This is a genomic window from Nonomuraea fuscirosea (assembly GCF_003001935.1).
Classification (GTDB): Bacteria; Actinomycetota; Actinomycetes; order Streptosporangiales; family Streptosporangiaceae; genus Nonomuraea; species Nonomuraea fuscirosea.
Map to the genome: position 1 here is coordinate 115,078 of NZ_PVNG01000025.1, position 17,985 is coordinate 133,062.

Here is a 17,985-nt window from a genome sequence, read left to right on the forward strand (position 1 = left end):
CGCCTGTCACATTTTCAGCGCTCCGACGCTATCGCCCTCGATCTCGGCCGCGCCATGGCGGAGCCCCTCCTGGAAACGGGCTGCAGGGGTTGAACCGCTCTTCCATCCCTTAACCCTGAGCAAGCCGCCTCAACTGGCCTAAACTGCCGCGATCCTTTAGGTTAGCCTCACCTAATCTAGACGGGAGACCTCGGGGATGACCCAGCCTTTTCGCATGTTCGACGTACGCGTGGACCGCCTCGAAAGGCTGAGCCCGTCGTTCCTGCGGGTGACCTTCACCGGCGAAGACCTGCACCTGTTCGCCGACAACGGCTTCGACCAGCGGCTCAAGCTCATCCTCCCCCTCCCCGGCCACGGCCTGGCCCACCTGCCGACCGGCCCCGACTGGTACCCCCGCTGGCGGCAGCTCGGCGACGACCGGCGCAACCCGATGCGCACCTACACCGCGCGGACCGTCCGCCCCGAGGCCGCCGAAGTGGACGTGGACGTGGTCATGCACCCCGACGGCGGCCCCGTCGCCCGCTGGGCCGAGCAGGTGCGGCCGGGCGACGTCGCCGCCCTCTACGGCCCCGACTCCCGCTACCCGGAGCGCCACGGCGGCCTGGAGTTCCACCCGCCCGCCGGCACGGGCTGCGTCCTCATCGCCGGCGACGAGACCGCCGTGCCCGCCATCTGCGCCGTCCTGGAGCGGCTGCCCGCCCACCTCGCGGGCGAGGTGTTCATGGAGGTGCCCTGCTCCGACGACGTCCTGCCGGTCGAGACGGCCGCCTCCGTCAAGATCACCTGGCTGCCCAGGAACGGCGGCGAACGCGGCGCCGAACTCCTCCCCGCCGTCAAGACCGCCGCCGGCCGCCTCCTGCCGCCGCTGCCCGTCCCCGACACCTTCGACGACGTGGACGTGGACGCGGACGAGCTGTGGGAGGTGCCGCAGGAGGTCACCGACCACGGCCCCCTGTACGCCTGGCTGGCCGGCGAGGCCGGCGTCATCAAGGCCCTCCGGCGGCACCTGGTCGCCGAACGGGGGCTGGACCGGCGCGCGGTGGCCTTCATGGGCTACTGGCGCAACGGCCGCTCGGAGAACGAGTCGTAACCACGCCTCGGCGGAGATGGGCCGGCCCGGCCTGCGAACGACGTGGCGGGCAGGATCCCGCTCATGACGGGCCGTGCAGGGTAGGCCCGACTCATGACACGGTCGGGCGGGCCGGCCCGACCATGGCGCGCCATGCAGGGCCGGGCCCTGGCCTCCGAGCACCGGCAGGCGGCTGTGAGGTCGGCCGATCAGATCGGGTGGTCGCTCCCGGAGTCGTCGCCGGCCGGGCAGGTCGGCGTCACTCCCGGGAGTCGCCCAGCACGGTCCGCAGCTCGGCGGCGGTCGGGGGTCTCGTCCACGTCAGGCCGGGGCCGCCGGAGGCGATCAGGCGGGGCAGCACCTCACGCAGCAGCGCCTCGGCCGCCGCGTCCGGCCGCTTCTCGCGCGCCTCCTGGTAACGGTCGAGCACTCTGGCCAGGTCCACCATCATCGTGTTGGGCTCCCCCGCACCGATCCCGGCGGCACCGGCCTTCGCCCCCGACTCGACCCGCGCCTGCTGGGCTCCCGTCCCAGACCGGGCTTTCGTCCCCGCCTCAGCACGCGGCTCCGCCTCAGGGGTTCCCGCCTCAGGAGTTTCCGCCTCGGCCCCGGCTTGCGCCGCCATCGCGGCGACGGCTTCGGACCCGGGCGAGACCGCGTCATCCGCCCCGCTCCCGGCGACGGTATCCGTCCCGGCCTGAGCTCCGGCCTCCCCATCGGCCCCGGCCCGTAGCGCGCCACCCGCCGCGCCGTCCGCCCCGGCTCCGGACCCGGCGGCGGCGCCGGGGCCGGTCGTGGTCTCCGTTCCGATGCCGGATGTCTCCAGCAGGGCCACGCCGTCCGCTTCCAGGAGGGTCGCGCCGTCCGCGTCCGTCCGGCCCGCCGGCTCCGTCCCCGGTTCGCGGGCCAGGCCGGCGCCGGTGGTCGCGGTGGTCACGGTTTTGAGCGGGGTGCCGTTGACGTGGGACAGCCCGGGCTCGCCGCTCGTCCGCGTGGCGGGAACGATCACCTGCAACGCTCCAAGGCCGGCCTCGCCCGACCAGGCTCCCGGCCGTACCGCCTCGCCCGTCGCGGCAAGGAAGCCGGCCGCGTCCAGGCCGTCCACCTCGCCCTCCAGCCACCCGGCCCGCAGGTGCAGCACCCCGGACCGTTCTGATCCGGCGATCTGCTCCATCAGCTCCGCGACCGTGCCCTGCGGGTCGTGCATCGCGGCGTCCCCCCGGGCCGCGAAGGCGTCCGCGAACAGGTGCAGGGAGATCAGCCGCGGCGGTTCGAACGTCGTCAGCACCCCCCGTTCCCCGTCGAACCGCACGGCGCCACCGCTCTCGTGGTAGGCCCGCAGGCCCTCCGTGAACGCGGCCCGCGCGTCCGGTGCGAGCGAGAGCTCCCAGCCCCACCTCGGCTCGGTCTCCAAACCGGCGAAGCCCTCGCCGCCGTCCGGACCGCGGCGGAGCCACCAGGCCACCGCGCCCACCACGGCGGCGGCCAGCACTGCGACTGCGACTAACACGATGTTTTCGCTTTCCCCTCGTCATGACCGCACGTGATGACAGGGCTAGTAGCGTAGTGTGATCGCCCCTCTTAAACCGGGAAATTTCCCCAAATATCCCCAGCCGTACCACCAGTGACATCGCACACCGTCACGGCTGACAGAATTGGCCATATGACAGATGGCATCCTGACCTCCGAGCAGATCCTCACGGCGGCCCAGGATGTCCTGCGCCGCTACGGCCCGGCCAAGGCCACGGTCGTGGACGTGGCGCGGGCACTGGGCGTCAGCCACGGCAGCGTCTACCGCCATTTCCCCAGCAAGACGGCCCTGCGCGAGGCCGTGACGCACCGCTGGCTGGAGGAGGCCCACGCCGGTCTCGCCAAGGTCATGGCCTCGCCGGCCCCGGCCGAGACCCGGCTGCGCGACTGGCTGACGACGCTGTCCGCCTCCAAGCGGGCCAAGGCGCTCGACGACCCCGAGCTGTTCGCCACGTACATGGTGCTGGTGAACGAGGCCAGCGAGGTCATCCAGGAGCACATCACCGGCCTCGTCGACCAGCTGGAGGAGATCATCGCCACCGGCGCCGCGCGCGGCGAGCTGGCCACCGCCGACCCCGCCGCCTCGGCCCGCACCGTCTTCCTCGCCGCGAACGCCTTCCACGACCCCGCGCACGCCGCCTCCTGGAGCCGTCCCGAGGTCGAGGACGAACTGAACGCTCTGTGCGATCTCCTCCTCCTCGGCCTGAAACCGCGCTGAAGGTGTGGTTTTTTCCAACTGGTAAGCGGAATTGTTCACCCGAGGAGGCTTTCTTATCCTCCAGAACGCGGCTCGGCCACCCGGCGTGCACGGACAGACATGTACACTCCATTCCGGAAGCGTGTAGTCGCTCTATGTGATCCACCTACGACATCGGGTGCCGAAAGGCAAGGGCGGGTCCGCGCCACCGACACATGATCCCGGCCCTGAGAGAGCGCGGAGCCGGAATGGATCCACTGCACCTGACCACCAGCCGCCGCGACGGAACGCTGCTGGTGAGCGTGTCCGGAGAGCTCGACATCGCCACCACCGAACAGCTCCGCAGCCACCTGCTGCACCTGCTCCAGGAGGCCGGCCGCTGCTCCTGCCCCGAGGTGCGGCTGGTGATCGAGCTGAGCCGCCTGTCCTTCATCGACGCGGCCGGCCTCGGCATCCTGGTCGCCGTCCAGAACCAGGCACTGAGCCAGCACACCCCGATGCACATCACCAGCGCGCCGCCCGCCATGCGCCGCCTCCTCCGCATCACCGGCCTCGACCAGCACCTCACCTGAGCAGCGATCCACGTCCGCGCCCCGCCTGCCGCCACCCTCTCGTCGTCGTGACTTTCCGTGAGATCTGGCGCTCCCGATCATGCGCGCCGGTAGGTTGTCCCGTGTGCCGATGATTCAGGTTCCCGATGAGATACCCCTCAAGCTGGAGGACGGTTTCGAGCGGATCGGGCGGGAGCTGAAGCTGCCCGGCGGCTTCCCCCGCGCCGTGCTCGACGAGGCCGCCTGGGTGGCCAAGGTGCCGAGGCTGGACGCGAAGGACATGTCCGACGTCCCGTTCGTCACCATCGACCCGCCCGGCTCGATGGACCTCGACCAGGCCGTGCACCTCGAACGGCTCCGCGCCGGATACCGCGTCTGGTACGCCATCGCCGACGTCGGCGCGTTCGTGCGCCCCGGCGGCGTGATCGACGCCGAGGCCCGCGGGCGGGGCGAGACCGTCTACCTGCCGGCGGGCAAGGTGCCGCTGCACCCGCCGGTGCTGTCGGAGGACGCGGCCAGCCTGCTGCCCGGGGCGCTGCGCCCGGCCGTGGTGTGGCGGATCGACCTCGACGCCGACGGCGAGGCGGTGGGAGCCGACGTGCAGCGCGCCCTCGTCCGCAGCCGCGAGCGCTACGACTACGCCTACGTGCAGGCGGTGCACGACACCGGCACCGCGGACGGCGTACTGGAGCTGCTGGCCGAGATCGGCGAGCTGAGGCTGGCGCTCGAACGCGACCGCGGCGGCGTCACCCTGCCCACGCCCGACCAGGAGGTGGTGCGCGACGACGGCGGCTACCGGCTGGAGTTCCGGCTGCCGCTGCCCGCCGAGGCGTGGAACGCCCAGATCTCGCTGCTGACCGGCATGGCCGCGGCCGCGATGATGCTCGACGCCGAGATCGGCATCCTGCGCGTGCTGCCCCGCCCGCAGCCCGGCGACCTGGCCAAGGTACGCAGGGTGGCGCAGGCGCTGGACGTGCCGTGGCCCGAGGGGGCCGGTTACGGGGCCGTGGTGCACGACCTGGATCCGAAGAACGGCAGGCAGGCGGCGTTCCTGCACGAGTCGAGGGTGCTGCTGCGCGGGGCCGGCTACGTGGCCTTCGACGGCGCGCCGCCCCGGCTGGCCGAGCACGCGGCGGTGGCGGCCCCGTACGCGCACGTCACGGCCCCGCTGCGGCGCCTGGTCGACCGCTACGCGACGGAGGTGTGCCTGGCGGTCGCGGCGGGCGAGCCGGTGCCGTCCGACGTGCGGGCGGCGCTGACGCTCCTGCCCGACCTCATGTCCGCCTCGGGCCGGCGCTCGGGGTCGGTGGAGCGGGCGTGCGTGGACCTGGTGGAGGCGTTCCTGCTGCGGGACCGGGTCGGGCAGGCGTTCGAGGCGGTGGTGATCGACGTGGACGAACGCCGCGGCGGCGGTCAGGTGCAGCTCGTCGACCCCGCCGTGATCGCCCGCTGCGACGGCACCCTCCCCCTGGGCGAGCACGTCACGGTACGCCTGACCCGCGCCGACCCGGCCACCCGCGAGGTCCGCTTCACCCTCGCCGGCTGAGGAGTCAGCTCGTTCTGGCGCGCATGCCGTCGCAGATCACGTCCGCCATCCGCAGCGCGCCGCCCCTGGCCCGGGCCCGCCGCTCGGCGGTCAGGCAGCCGCGGAGCAGGTCGCGTACGTCGTGGGCGGTCAGGTCGGTCCGTGCCGCCCCCACCCGCTGCGCCCGCACCAGCAGGCGGCCGAGCGCGGCGGTGAAGTCGTCCTCCAGTGTGGAGCCCGGCCGCAGGACTGAGCCGCTCTCCAGCATGTCGCACAGCGCCTGGCTGGCCGCGGCCTGCTCGGTCACCCGCGCGAACCAGCCGAAGAACGCCTTGCCGGGGTCCTCGGCGGTGGCCAGCGCGCGGGCGTCGGCCACGAACCGTTCGATCCGCCCGAGCAGCACCGCCTCGAACAGCGCCTCCTTGGTCGGGAAGTGCCGGTAGACGGTCCCGACGCCGAACCCGGCCCGACGGGCGATCTCGTCGAAGGAGATGGTCAGGCCGTCGCCGGCCAGCGCCTCCTGCGCGATCTGCAGCACCCGCTCGCGGTTGCGCCGCGCGTCGGCCCGCAGCGGCCTGGCGGAGCTGTGGTCGTCGCCCATGACCTCCCACCCCTTCGGTCACCCCTTCGGCAACCCTCCGGCAAACGGAGCGAGCTCTCCGATTCTATCGAGGAGATTTCCGACATACACCTTTCGCACGCCGACATGACGGAAGCCTCCGCGATCAGCACACCCGATCGCGAAGGCCCCCGCTTCCCGTCCTGCCGGCGACAGGGTCTCCGCGTCACCCCGGTGACAGCAGGTCCCCGTCCGGCAGGTGACCGAGGTCCCGCGTCACGCCGGTGACAGGGGTTCCGCGGCCTCGTACCGGCGGCGAAGGCGCCCGCGCCCGCGGGCGCCGGCGCGCCGGAACCGGAGGCGCTCCTCGCGCGGCACCGGCTCCACCTCCACCAGGCGCGCCCCCTCCGGCACATGCCGGGGATCGTGCGTGACCATCAGCGTCGTCCGCCCGGCCATGAGCCGCCGCAGCGGCGTCATCACCTGGGCGGCCGTGGCGTCGTCCAGGCCGGTCATCGGCTCGTCGAGCACCAGCACGGGCGTGTCGCGCAGGATCGCCCTGGCGATCGCGATCCGCTGCCGCTGCCCGCCGGACAGCAGCCTGCCCCGCTGCCCCACCGGCGTGTCGTACCCCTGGGGCAGCAGTTTGACGAAGTCGTGCACGCCGGCCGCCTCCGCCGCCCTGATCACCTCGTCGAGCGGGGCGCCGGGACGGCCGTAGGCGATGTTCTCGCGTACGGAGCCGGAGAACAGCATCGTCTCCTGGTGCAGGATCGTCACGTTCTCCCGCAGCGACTCCCTGGTCAGGCTGCGGATGTCGACGCCGTCCAGCAGGATGCGGCCCTCGTCCGGGTCGTAGAAGCGCAGCAGCAGCTTGGCCACCGTGGACTTGCCGGCCCCACTCGGCCCGGCCAGGACCACGACCTCGCCGGGCTCGGCGGTGAACGACATGTCCCGCAGCACCGGCCGTCCCCGCCCCGGATAGGCGAAGCCGACCCCTTCGAAGGCGACTTCGCCCCGCGCGCGCCGTACCGGCTCGGCGTCGCGGGCGTCGGTGACGTCGGGACGCGACCGCAGGATCTCGATGACCCGGTCCGATCCCGCCGCCGCCTCCGACACGGTCAGGGCCAGCTCACCCAGCCCCTGTACGGCCGGGTAGAGCAGGGCCAGGTAGGCCGCGAAGGCCAGCAGCCCGCCGAGCGTCAGCCGGCCCGCCGCGATCTCCCACGCGCCGAACCCGAGGACGACGATCAGGCAGACGGTCTCGATGAGCTGGACCGCGGGGCCGTAGAGTCCGGCCAGCCAGGCCTGCACCATGTTCGCGCGCAGCCAGCCGCGGCCCTCCTGGTGCAGCCGCCGCGACTCGGCGTCCTGCCGGTTGTAGGCCTGCACGAGCGGCTGGTTGGCCAGCCCTTCCTCAAGGACGCTGTTCATCGCCCCGTTGCTGGCCCGCTCGCGTGCCGCCGCCGTCCTGAACCGGGACGCGAACACCTTCGAGACCACCAGGAACAGCGGGATCAGCGCCATGGTGAGCAGCGCGAGGTCCCAGCGGATGAAGAACGCCGCCCCCGCGAAGAAGACGACGCTGGCGGCCGTGGTGATCGCGCGGACGAGCCCGGACCCGACGAGTTCCTCGATGGCCTCGACGTCGTCGGTCATCCGCGCCATCAGGTCGCCCAGGCGCCGGTTCTCGGAGAAGTCGGGCGCGAGCGTCTGCAGGTGGGCGTAGACCCGGTCGCGCAGGGCCAGCAGGAACCGTTCCGCGCCGAGCGCGGTGAGGTAGGCCCCCGCGAAGGAGGTCGCCCCGGCGATCGCGGCGAGCCCGAGCCAGGTGAACGCGGGCACCCAGAAGGCGCCCAGGTCCCGGGTCGTGAGAACGGTGTCGGTGATGTGGCCGAACAGGCGGATCGCGGCGACCTCGCAGAGCGCGGCCAGGATGGCGAACACCACCCCAGCCGCGAAGAGCCGGCGCAATCCGCGGGTGTCCGGCCAGAACTCGCGGAATGTGCGGCGAAGCGAAATCGCCGGCGCGAGTTCACGGCCGGAGGCGTTCAAAGAGAGCCGGCGGCTCAGCCGCCGGCCCTCTCCGCTGGGGTTACTTAGCACCCCCACCACCTACGGCGACCACAGCAGCTCCACCGGCGATGACAGCGGCGGCGCCGACGGCAGCCCCATCCTTGCTGGAAGCCGGCCTGTGAGAGTTTCGTGCTCGCCATGTTTCCTCCCCCGTTGGCGGAACACTGACAAATCGGACGCTAGCACCCGAATTGCGATAAATCAGCAGATAATCGCTGATTTCAAAGAGACTTGACTGGTAAAACCAGACGGGAAAGGCGATGAAGACACCCGCGTAAAGTCAGCGGCCCACAAGTAAAAGAACCAACCGAACACCACCCCGAAGCAAAAAGACGCTCCCGGGAGGCGATTCCCAGGAGCGTCCGCCGCCGACACCGACGTCAGGTCAGGCCAGCTTGTGCAGGTCGGGTCAGGTCAGCTCGGGCAGGTCAGGTCAGCGACGAGTACGCCACCACGCCGCGCCGCATCCCGTCCACCGCCTTGATCGCCGTCTGCTTGATCTTGCTACCGGGCGGCGCCGCGTTCCCGAGCTGCCCGAGCAGGTCCATCAGCTGCTTCACCCAGCGCACGAAGTCACCGGCCGCCAGCTCGTTGCCGTTGATCCCCTCCATCAGCACCGCGTCCAGCGTGTGACCCTTCGTCCAGCGGAACGCCGCCCACGCGAACCCCAGATCCGGCTCCCTGATCGTGGACAGCCCGTGGTCGGACTCGATGCCCTCCAGCTCCCCCCACAGCCGGATCATCGCCGACAGCGCGTCCTGCGCCCGCCCCGCCGGGATCTTCGGCCGGCGGGCGTCGTCGGACGCCCGCGACTCGAACACCAGCGCCGACACGCACGCCGCCAGCTCCGCCGGGTCCAGCTCCTCCCACAGGCCGTTGCGCAGGCACTCGGCGGTCAGCAGGTCCAGCTCGGTGTAGAGGCGCCCCAACCGGCGGCCCTCGTCGGTGACCGCCTCCTCCTCCAGGTAACCGAGCTGCTCCAGCACCGAGCAGATGCGGTCGAACGTACGGGAGATGACGTGCGAACGGCCCTCCACCCGGCGGCGCAGCCCCTCGGTCTCGCGCAGCAGCTTGTAGTAGCGCTCGGCCCAGCGCGCATGGTCCTCCCGCTCGTCGCACCCGTGGCACGGATGCTGCCGGATACGCCGGCGCAGCTCGTTGACCTCGTCGTCCTCCACGGCGTGGTCCCGCGCCCTGACCGGCTTGCCCAGATCGCGGTCACCCATCTTGGCCAGCAGCGTCGAGACCAGGTTGGCGCGCTCCTTCGGCGAGCGGCCGTTGAAGTTCTTCGGGATGCGCAGCTTCTCCAGCGGCTCGACCGGCACCGGGAAGTCCGCCGGATCGAGCTTCTTGATCTGCTTGCCGATCGTCAGCACCAGCGGGCTCGGCCCCGTCCCGCGCGGATTGCGGCCGGGATCGAGCACGATCGCCAGCCCCGCCCTACGCCCGCCCGGCACCCGGATCACGTCACCGGGCTGCAACGCCTCCAGCGACTTCACCGCCGCGGCCCGCCGGGCCGTCCCGCGCTGACGCGACAGCTCCGCCTCCCGGTCCGACAGCCGGCGGCGCAACGCCGCGTATTCCGGGAAGTCACCCAGATGGCACGTCATGGCCTCCTGGTAGCCCTCCAGGGCCTCCTCGTGCTTGCGCAGCTGCTTGGCCAGCCCCACGACCGCCCGGTCGGCCTGGAACTGCGCGAACGACTCCTCCAGCAGCGTCCTGGCCCGCTCCCGCCCGAACTGGCCGACCAGGTTGACCGCCATGTTGTACGAAGGCTGGAAACTCGACCGCAGCGGATACGTCCGCGTGCCCGCCAGCCCCGCCACCGACAGCGGATCCATGCCCGGCTGCCACAGCACCACCGCGTGACCCTCGACGTCGATGCCGCGCCGCCCGGCCCGCCCGGTCAGCTGGGTGTACTCCCCCGGCGTCAGGTCGGCGTGCGTCTCACCGTTCCACTTGTCCAGCTTCTCGATCACCACGCTGCGGGCCGGCATGTTGATGCCCAGCGCCAGCGTCTCCGTCGCGAACACGGCCTTGACCAGCCCGCGGGTGAACAGCTCCTCCACGACCTCCTTGAAGGCCGGCAGCATGCCCGCGTGGTGCGCCGCCAGCCCCCGCTCCAGGCAGTCGCGCCACTCCAGATAACCCAGCACCGCCAGGTCCTCGTCCGGCAGGTGAGCCGTGCGCTCGTCGACGAGCTGCCTGATCTCGTGCCGCTCCCGGTCGGTGGTGAGCCGGATGCCCGCGTACAGGCACTGCTGCACCGCCGCCTGACAGCCGGCCCGCGAGAAGATGAACGTGATCGCCGGCAGCAGCCCCTCGGAGTCCAGCTTCTCGATCACCTGCACCCGGTCGGGCGGGCGCGAGCGCTGCGGCCTGCCGTAACCCCGCCGGCCCCGCCCCGACGTCAGCCGCTCGGCGTCGCGCGTCACCCGCATCAGCGTCGGATTGATCCGCGGCGTCAGGTCGTCGCTGACGAACAGGTCGTAGATCCGGTTGCCGACCATCATGTGCTGCCACAGCGGCACCGGCCGGTGCTCGTCCACGATCACCGTCGTGTCGCCGCGCACCTCGCCCATCCACTCGCCGAACTCCTCGGCGTTGCTCACCGTCGCCGACAGCGCCACCAGCCGGACCGACTCGGGCAGGTGGATGATGACCTCTTCCCACACCGCGCCGCGGAAGCGGTCGGCCAGGTAGTGGACCTCGTCCATCACGGCGAACCCCAGCCCGGCCAGCGTCGCCGAGCCGGCGTAGAGCATGTTGCGCAGCACCTCCGTGGTCATGACCACGATGGGCGCCTCGCCGTTGACGCTGTTGTCGCCGGTCAGCAGGCCGACCTTGCCGGTGCCGTACCGTTTGACCAGGTCGTTGTACTTCTGGTTGGACAACGCCTTGATGGGGGTGGTGTAGAAGCACTTGCGGCCCTGCTCCAGGGCGAGGTGCACGGCGAACTCGCCGACGACCGTCTTGCCCGACCCCGTCGGCGCCGCCACCAGCACCCCGTCTCCTGCCTCCAGGGCCCGGCAGGCGTCCAGCTGGAAGTCGTCCAGAGCGAAGTCGTAGAGACCTCGGAACGATCTGAGAGCGGCCCCGTCGTCCCCGTGCTTCTGACGGAAGGCCGCGTAGCGTTCCGCTGGCGTTGTCATACCCGTCAGCCTACCGAAATCGCCTTTCCGGTCCGTCCCGCCCGTTCCCGCACAGCCCGCGAACGGCCGCCGGCCAACGCCTTTACAAAGTAGATTTCACACGATGACCCGTAACGCCCCAGGTCGCACCGCACACTCCAGCGGCACCGCGCCGACCCGTTCGCCGTCGGCGTAGGCCACCACGTCCTCGTCCGGCGAGCCCACCTCCACCCGCACGGCGCGCACCCGCCGGATCGACACGGCCGGATGGCCGACGTGCGTCCCCCGGTAGACGCCGGGGAACACGCGCAGGAACTCCCGCTTCGACATCGCCCCGATCATCGCCACGTCGAGCAGCCCGTCGTCGGGGGCCGCGTCGGGGCATACGCGCATCCCGGCCCCGTACGAGTGCGTGTTGGCCACCGCCACCAGCATGGCCTCCCGCTCGACCACCTCGTCGCCGTCGAACGTGACGCGGAACGGGATCGGCCGGAACGAGCGCAGTTCGCCGGCCATCGCCACCAGGTAGCGCGCCATCCCCGGCGGCCAGGTCAGCCGGTTGGCCCGCTCGTTGACCCGCGAGTCGAACCCGCAGCACACCACCCCGGCGAACAGCTCGTCGGCCGTCCCGGCGCGGATGCTCGCGGCGTCGACCTGCCGCGTCCGCATCCGCAGCACGGTCCTGGCGGCGGCGATCGGGTCGGCGCGGTGCAGGCCGAGCGCGGCGGCGATGTCGTTGCCCGTGCCCGCGGGGATGATGCCGAGCGGCACGTCGGTGCCGGCCACGGCCTGGACGGCCAGGTGGACCAGGCCGTCGCCGCCGAACGCGACGAGCGCGTCGGGGCGCTCGGACACGGCGGTGCAGGCCCGCTCCAGGGCGTCGGCGGCGTCGTCGCCGACGATCACCGACAGCTCGGCCCCTCCGGCGCGCAGCCGGCGCGCCACGGGTTCGAGCAGGCGCAGCGTACGGCCGCCGCGGGCGGCGGGGTTGACCAGCAGGGCGAGTTGAGGGGACACGACCGGAACCTATCGCCTGCGGCGCGGAACGGGAATGCCCCGGCGCACGCGGCGACACTCGAGAAGGCCCCATCGCACACGGCGACGCTCAGGAAGCCCTCATCGCATGCGGTCCGGGCCGGGAACGCCCCTGCCGCCTCCTATCGCCTGTCGGTGCCGGGCGGCTCCTCGTCGAGCGGCGTGGGATCGGCCGCGGGCTCCGGATCGTCCTGGGCCAGCGGGGACGCCTCGTCGTCGGACAGGTTCGCGAAGTTCTCGGCCGCGGGAGCGCGGCGCTCGCGTACGTACATGACCAGCTCGGCCACGAAGTACAGGATGATCATCGGTGCGGCCAGCGCCATCATCGTCAGCGGATCGCCGCCGGGGGTGATCACGGCGCCGAAGACGAACATGACGAAGATGACCGTGCGGCGGTGCTTCTTCACGGTGCCGTGCGACAGCACGCCGATGAAGTTGAGGAAGACCAGCAGCAACGGCAGCTCGAAGGAGACGCCGAAGATCATCAGCATGATCAGGACGTAGTCGAGGTAGTCGTCGATGCCGATGGTGGCGACGGTGCCGTCGAGCGAGAACCCCAGCAGGATGCCGAGGCTGGTGTCCATGATGATGTAGGCCAGCGCGGCCCCGAGCACGAACAGCGGGACGGCCAGCGCCAGGAACGCGATCGAGTAACGCTTCTCGCTGCGATAGAGCGCGGGAGTCACGAACGCCCAGATCTGGTAGAGCCAGACCGGGGACGCCACCACGAGCCCGATCATCAACGAGACCTTCAGCGTGATGAAGAAGGACTGGAAGATGCCGCTGTAGGTCAGGCTGCACTGCCCGTTGAGCTGACGCGACTGGGCCGTCTCGCAGTAGGGCGCCTTGAGCGCCTCCCACACCGGATCGAAGAAGATCCATCCGATGATGATGCCGACGACGATGGCGGCGATCGCGATGAGCAGCCGGTTGCGCAGCTCACGCAGATGGTCCATGAGGGGCATGCGGCCCTCGGGATCAGGTGCGGGCCGGCTTGACCGTTTGAGCAGCGCCATCTAAGCAGTCCAGGTGACGAGGAGGGGTGGGGTCAGGCGCGCTTGTCGGCCTGGGCGGCGGCGGAGGCGCGCAGCTTGGCGGCCTGCTCCTCCAGCTGGCGGGCCTGCTCCTCGGCGGAGGGCGCGGGAGCCGGCGTGGCCTGGATCTGCTGCGGCTGCACGGGCTGCGGCTGCGGCGCCGGCTGGGCCGGAGCCTGCGTCTGGGCCTCGACCGTGGTGTCGTCGTCGTCGCGCAGCTTGGCGGTCTCGGCCTTGAAGATCCGCAGCGACCGGCCGACGCCCCGCGCCATGTCGGGCAGCTTCTTGGCACCGAACAGCAGGACGAGGACCAGCAGGATGATCAGAAGTTCAGGAACCCCGAGGTTCGGCATGAAAGTCCCTTTTCTAGCGAGTGCCTGTTTCAGCCACGATCGTACGCTGCCTGGGGCATGGTCTCATCCCCCCGGCCCGTCAATCTGGCCCGCCCAGGTTCCAGCCGTGCCTTCGCCTCGGCGATTTCCCTTCTCAGAGTACGTGCCGCCACGACGACGCGAGCACCGGCGAACCCGACCGCGGCCAGCCCGGCCGCCCCCAGCGCCGCCGCCAGATAGATCTGCGTCATGGCCGGTGAGCGTACAGGGCCAGGGCGCGCTCGGCCTCGCGGCGCACGGTCCGCGCCATGTCCGGCGGCGAGACGACCCGGCCGGTGTCGCCGAGCCGCAACGCCAGCCGCAGGATCCAGTCCTCGTCGCGCACCCGCAGCGCCACCCGCAGCCGCCCCTCCCCCAGCTCGGTGACCTGCTCGCACGGGTAGTACTCGGCGACCCACCGCCCGGCGGCGCTCAGCTCCAGCTCCACCAGCTCGTCGGTGGGCGAGGGCCGGAAGACGCCGTCGGTGACGTCCCTCGGCTCGGCCCCGGCGGGCGGGTCGGCGGGCACGTCGAGCACCTCGGCGTCGAGCACCCGGTCGAGCCGGAACAGCCGCATCGCCTCGGCCCGGTAGCACCAGCCCTCCAGGTAGGCGCGGCCGTCGACGATGAGGACCCGCATGGGGTCCACCTCGCGCGGCGTCACCTCGTCGCGGCCGGGCACGTAGTAGCGCAGCGAGAGCCTGCGCCCCTTGGTGAGTCCCTCGCGCACGCGCGGCAGGGCGTCGGGGGCGGCGTCGACGTCCACGGCGACCTGGCTGCTGACGGTGGCCGCGCCCTCGCCGGCGGCCCGTTCCAGCTTGGCGGTCACGCGCGGCAGGGCGTCGCCCGGCACCTCGGCGAGCTCGGGGGAGGCGGCCAGCATGCGCAGGGCGACCAGCAGCGCGCTGGCCTCGTCGATGCCGAGCCGCAGCGGCCTGGCGATGGTGTCGGCGTTGTCGATGAGGATCTCGCCGCCGTCCCATGAGACGTCGATGAGGTCGCCGGGGGTGTGACCGGGCAGCCCGCACATCCACACGAGCTGCAGGTCGTCGATGAGCTGCTTCTCGCTCAGCCCGAACACCGCCGCCACCTCGCCGACCTGCGCCCCGGGGTGGGACATCAGGTACGGCACCAGCGCCAGCAGCCGCGGCAGCCGGTCGGCCGACCCGCTCATGAGTTCTCCTTCACCACTGCCTGCGTCCCCGTTCGATTCGAGAGGTGCCCGCGACCGCTGTCACGCCACGGCCCCCTTCAGGCGGCAGATGACGGCCTCGCGCGCGTCCGGCGGCTGCACCACCTCGACGTCGGCGCCGAGGCTGGCCATCCAGCCGGCCAGCCGTTCGGGGTCGGAGAAGACCAGCTCGGCCTCGTCCCACCCGTCGTCGCCCGCGTGCAGGGCCGTGGACAGCTGGCGCAGCCCCTCGCACGTCCCCTGGCGTACGCGGACGACCGCCACCCGCTCCTCCGCCGGCTCGTCGGGGAAGCCCACCATGGCCTTGAGGTCGACGCCCTCGGGCACCTCGACCACGCCCGGCCTGCCGACGGTGGCGACCTGCCCGGTGATGCGGCTGAGCCGGAAGGCGCGCGGGGCGTCGCGGCCGCGGTCGAAGCCGGCCAGGTACCAGCGTCCGCGCCTGCTGACCACGCCCCACGGCTCGACGGTGCGGCTGCGCACGCTCTCGCTGCCGGCGCCGCGGTAGTCGAAGCGGACCACGCGCCGGTCGCGCACGGCGTCCCACAGCGCGGGGAAGGCCGGGTCGCGGGTGTCCACGCGCAGCTCCAGGGCCCCGGTGCCGACGGGCTGGTCGGTGGAGACGCCGCCGGCCCGCAGCTTCAGCAGCGCCCCTGAGGCGGCCTCGGCCAGGCTGGCGCGCTGCCACACCTGGGCGGCCAGGCCCAGCACGGCGGCCTCGTCGGGTTCGAGGGTGATCTCCGGCAGCTCGTACGACTGCCGCTCGATCCGGTAGCCCGGCTCGTCCTCCCACGGGTCGCGCACGACGTCGATCGGGATGCCGATCTCGCGGAGCTCGTTCTTGTCCCGCTCGAACATGCGCTGGAACGCCTCGTCGCCGTCGCGGTCGTAGCCGGGGACGGCCTGGCGGATCTGCTCGGCCGACAGCGGGCGGCGCGTGGCGAGCAGGCAGATCACGAGATTGAGCAGCCGTTCTGTCTTCCGGCGCGACATCTGCCTCACTCCTCCTTCATCGACGCTACCCTGCCCCCGTGATCAGATGGCGCAAGGGCGAGGTCCTACGGATCCGACGCGAGTGGCCGGGAGCGGTGGAGCTGGACGTCTCCGTCCCCGAGGGGGAGTGCCGGGCGCTGGCGTATCCGCCGCTGGTGGGCCGCCCGGAACCCGGTGACGAGGTGCTGCTCAACACGACCGCGCTCGCGATGGGTCTCGGTACGGGAGGTTACGCCATGGTGGTGGCCGTCCCGAACCGTTTGCCGCAAGACCCGGACGGTCCCGGGCACCTGGTGAAGGCCAGGTACACCCCGCTGCAGGCCACGGTGCTGGGCGCCGACGAGCAGGATTCGCCGCATCATGCCAGGTTGCGCGAGGCGGACTCGCTGGACGGCATGCCGGTGGTGGTGGCCGATCTGCACTCGGCGCTGGCCCCGATCCTGTGCGGGCTGTACGAGGCGCGGCCGGGCACGCGGGTGGCGTACGTGATGTTGGACGGCGGCGCGCTGCCGGTCTGGTTCTCGATGGCGGCGGCGAAACTGCGTGAGATCGGCTGGCTGGCGGGCGTGGTGACGGTCGGCCAGTCGTTCGGCGGCGACGTGGAGGCGGTCACCGCCCACACCGGCCTGCTGGCGGCCAGGCACGTGCTGGAGGCCGACGTGGCGATCGTCACGCAGGGGCCGGGCAATCTGGGCACCGGCACCCGGTGGGGCTTCTCGGGCGTCTCGGCGGGTGAGGCGGTGAACGCGGCCGGCGTGCTGCTGGGGCGGCCGGTGGCGGCGCTGCGGGTCAGCGAGGGCGACCTGCGCGAGCGTCACTACGGCGTCTCGCACCACTCGCTGACCGCCTACGGCCGGGTCGCGCTGACGCCGGCCGAGGTTCCGGTGCCGGAGCTGGCGGGCGAGTTCGGGGAGCGGGTCAGGGACCAGGCCGAGCTCCTGGCCGTCCGGCACCGACTGGTCTCGGTGCCGGTGGACGGCCTGCACGAGGCGCTGCGCGAGTCGCCGGTCAGGCTGTCGACGATGGGCAGGGGGCTGGAGGAGGACCTGGCCTACTTCCTGGCCTCGGCGGCGGCGGGCAGGCTGGCGGCCTCGATGCTGCCGTAGGAGTCCTTGAAGGTGAACGCCTCGGGGCCGGGCCCCTCGGTCTTGAGGCGTTCGAGCCGCTCCATGGCCTCCGTCAGGGAGGGGATGGTGCCCTCGGGGACCCACCACATCACCAGGTACGGCTCCACGGCGCGCAGGAACCACTCCCTGCGCCGGCGCAGCACCCCCAGATGCGGGCTGCGGTAGACGTAGTTCCACACCGACTCCAGCGACTCCCACACCGAGAAGTTGACCAGCAGCAGGTCCCCGTAGTCGTGGGTGACGGTCGCGGTGGGGTCGCTCTCGCTCTCCTTGAGCCGCCACACGAAGCCGGGCGCCTCGTCGGCCAGGGCGTTGATGGGTTCGAGCAGGGCGACGAACTCGGCGAGCTCCGGGCTGTCGACGGGCGCGCGCAGATGGGCGATGTTGAGCTGGGCGAGATGCATGAGGCTCAGCACACCATTCAGCCGGCTTCTATGTCAACGTCTATTTGTTTTAGAGAGACGCAGCACTCCCCCGGCCGTGGATCCAGCTCGGCCCGGCGTGGGTCGTCACCGAGCCCTTCGAGCAGCCCCTGGCACAGGGCCAGGTTCATGGAGCACACCAGCAGCGGCTGCTCCACCGACAAGGCGTGGAACGGGCAGTTGCGCAGCCGCACCACCCCGCCCTCCGCGTACGGCTCGTAGCCGCGCCGCTCCAGCACGCTCTCGGCCCGCTCGCCGCGATGCCGTCCGGCCAGCCCCGCGCCCGCGGCCCGCGCCGCCTCCTCGGCCTGTTCCTCGGCGCCGAGCAGGTCCACCACGGCGGCCAGGACGGAGGCGAGGGTGGCGTAGTCGCGCGGCGGCAGGCTCACCGACCGCTCGCCCCTGGCCCGGCGGTAGATCTTGGCGGGCCGGCCGCTGCCCGGCCCCTTCTTCTCCTGCTGCCGAAAGCCGCTCTCCAGCAGTCCGGCCTCGACGAGCTTGTCGAGGTGGTGCCCGGCCAGCGTCCTGGACACGCCCGCCGCCTGCGCGGCCTCGCCGCGGCCCATGTCGCCGCCGGCGGCGGTCACGGCGGCGTACAAGGTGCGCCGGACGGGGTCGTGCAGGAGGGCCAGCGCCTCGATGTCGTCGCTACTCACAGCGGGAGTCTATGAAA

Annotated in this window: 17 protein-coding genes; 5 read left to right on the forward strand and 12 right to left on the reverse strand. The window is 71.9% G+C overall.

Annotated elements, in window-relative coordinates; genetic code table 11:
* Positions 1-214: 214 nt before the first annotated feature.
* Complete coding sequence (locus B0I32_RS44585; protein WP_219912337.1) at positions 215-1,090, forward strand: siderophore-interacting protein; 876 nt, start codon at positions 215-217, stop codon at positions 1,088-1,090.
* Positions 1,091-1,328: 238 nt separating this feature from the next.
* Here the strand turns inward: B0I32_RS44585 and B0I32_RS44590 are convergent, their stop codons facing one another.
* Complete coding sequence (locus tag B0I32_RS44590) at positions 1,329-2,579, reverse strand: hypothetical protein (RefSeq protein ID WP_146178544.1); 1,251 nt, start codon at positions 2,577-2,579, stop codon at positions 1,329-1,331.
* A gap of 153 nt (positions 2,580-2,732) precedes the next feature.
* On the opposite strand from B0I32_RS44590, the gene B0I32_RS44595 reads away from it, so the two are divergent.
* The 3 genes from B0I32_RS44595 (at position 2,733) to B0I32_RS44605 (ending at position 5,393) form a co-directional block, all read left to right on the forward strand.
* The gene (locus tag B0I32_RS44595; protein WP_106250056.1) at positions 2,733-3,317 is read left to right on the forward strand and encodes a TetR/AcrR family transcriptional regulator; all 585 of its coding nucleotides are present in this window, start codon (positions 2,733-2,735) and stop codon (positions 3,315-3,317) included.
* Positions 3,318-3,544: 227 nt separating this feature from the next.
* Positions 3,545-3,868, forward strand: coding sequence for an STAS domain-containing protein (locus tag B0I32_RS44600; protein WP_181308464.1), 324 nt, complete (start codon positions 3,545-3,547; stop codon positions 3,866-3,868).
* A 109-nt stretch (positions 3,869-3,977) separates the two neighbouring features.
* On the forward strand, positions 3,978-5,393 hold the full coding sequence (locus B0I32_RS44605) for an RNB domain-containing ribonuclease (protein ID WP_106250059.1): 1,416 nt from the start codon (positions 3,978-3,980) through the stop codon (positions 5,391-5,393).
* Between the two features lie 4 nt (positions 5,394-5,397).
* On the opposite strand, the gene B0I32_RS44610 is transcribed toward B0I32_RS44605, so the two are convergent.
* From B0I32_RS44610 to B0I32_RS60500, 9 genes are all read right to left on the reverse strand, one after another.
* Positions 5,398-5,973 carry a TetR/AcrR family transcriptional regulator gene (locus B0I32_RS44610; RefSeq protein ID WP_106250060.1) on the reverse strand — a complete coding sequence of 192 codons (576 nt, stop codon included), beginning with the start codon at positions 5,971-5,973 and terminating at the stop codon, positions 5,398-5,400.
* Positions 5,974-6,207: 234 nt separating this feature from the next.
* Complete coding sequence (locus B0I32_RS44615; RefSeq protein ID WP_245956438.1) at positions 6,208-7,905, reverse strand: ABC transporter ATP-binding protein; 1,698 nt, start codon at positions 7,903-7,905, stop codon at positions 6,208-6,210.
* Positions 7,906-8,435: 530 nt separating this feature from the next.
* Positions 8,436-11,159, reverse strand: a complete 2,724-nt coding sequence (locus B0I32_RS44620; protein WP_106250063.1) for a DEAD/DEAH box helicase — start codon at positions 11,157-11,159, stop codon at positions 8,436-8,438.
* 96 nt (positions 11,160-11,255) lie between these two features.
* Positions 11,256-12,155: a diacylglycerol/lipid kinase family protein gene (locus tag B0I32_RS44625; protein WP_106250065.1), complete on the reverse strand. Its 900-nt coding sequence runs from the start codon at positions 12,153-12,155 to the stop codon at positions 11,256-11,258.
* 140 nt (positions 12,156-12,295) lie between these two features.
* A complete protein-coding gene (gene tatC / locus B0I32_RS44630) occupies positions 12,296-13,129 on the reverse strand; it encodes a twin-arginine translocase subunit TatC (protein ID WP_245956440.1) in 834 nt (277 codons plus the stop codon).
* Positions 13,130-13,221: 92 nt separating this feature from the next.
* A complete protein-coding gene (gene tatA / locus B0I32_RS44635) occupies positions 13,222-13,560 on the reverse strand; it encodes a Sec-independent protein translocase subunit TatA (RefSeq protein ID WP_106250069.1) in 339 nt (112 codons plus the stop codon).
* A 29-nt stretch (positions 13,561-13,589) separates the two neighbouring features.
* A complete protein-coding gene (locus B0I32_RS44640; protein ID WP_106250071.1) occupies positions 13,590-13,790 on the reverse strand; it encodes a hypothetical protein in 201 nt (66 codons plus the stop codon).
* Entirely contained in the window at positions 13,787-14,752 is a 966-nt protein-coding gene (locus tag B0I32_RS60495; protein WP_106250073.1) for a helix-turn-helix transcriptional regulator, read from the reverse strand. Before B0I32_RS60495 ends, B0I32_RS44640 begins: the two co-directional genes overlap by 4 nt.
* 60 nt (positions 14,753-14,812) lie before the next feature.
* Positions 14,813-15,763, reverse strand: a complete 951-nt coding sequence (locus B0I32_RS60500; RefSeq protein ID WP_106250226.1) for a helix-turn-helix transcriptional regulator — start codon at positions 15,761-15,763, stop codon at positions 14,813-14,815.
* Positions 15,764-15,801: 38 nt separating this feature from the next.
* On the opposite strand from B0I32_RS60500, the gene B0I32_RS44655 reads away from it, so the two are divergent.
* Entirely contained in the window at positions 15,802-16,869 is a 1,068-nt protein-coding gene (locus B0I32_RS44655) for a DUF3866 family protein (RefSeq protein WP_106250075.1), read from the forward strand.
* Here B0I32_RS44655 and B0I32_RS44660 read toward each other — a convergent pair.
* Both B0I32_RS44660 and B0I32_RS44665 read right to left on the reverse strand, forming a co-directional pair.
* On the reverse strand, positions 16,815-17,294 hold the full coding sequence (locus B0I32_RS44660) for a DUF3291 domain-containing protein (RefSeq protein ID WP_106250228.1): 480 nt from the start codon (positions 17,292-17,294) through the stop codon (positions 16,815-16,817). The two genes, B0I32_RS44655 and B0I32_RS44660, sit on opposite strands and share 55 nt — an antisense overlap.
* A gap of 17 nt (positions 17,295-17,311) precedes the next feature.
* Entirely contained in the window at positions 17,312-17,968 is a 657-nt protein-coding gene (locus B0I32_RS44665; RefSeq protein ID WP_106250077.1) for a helix-turn-helix transcriptional regulator, read from the reverse strand.
* Between the last annotated feature and the right edge of the window lie 17 nt (positions 17,969-17,985).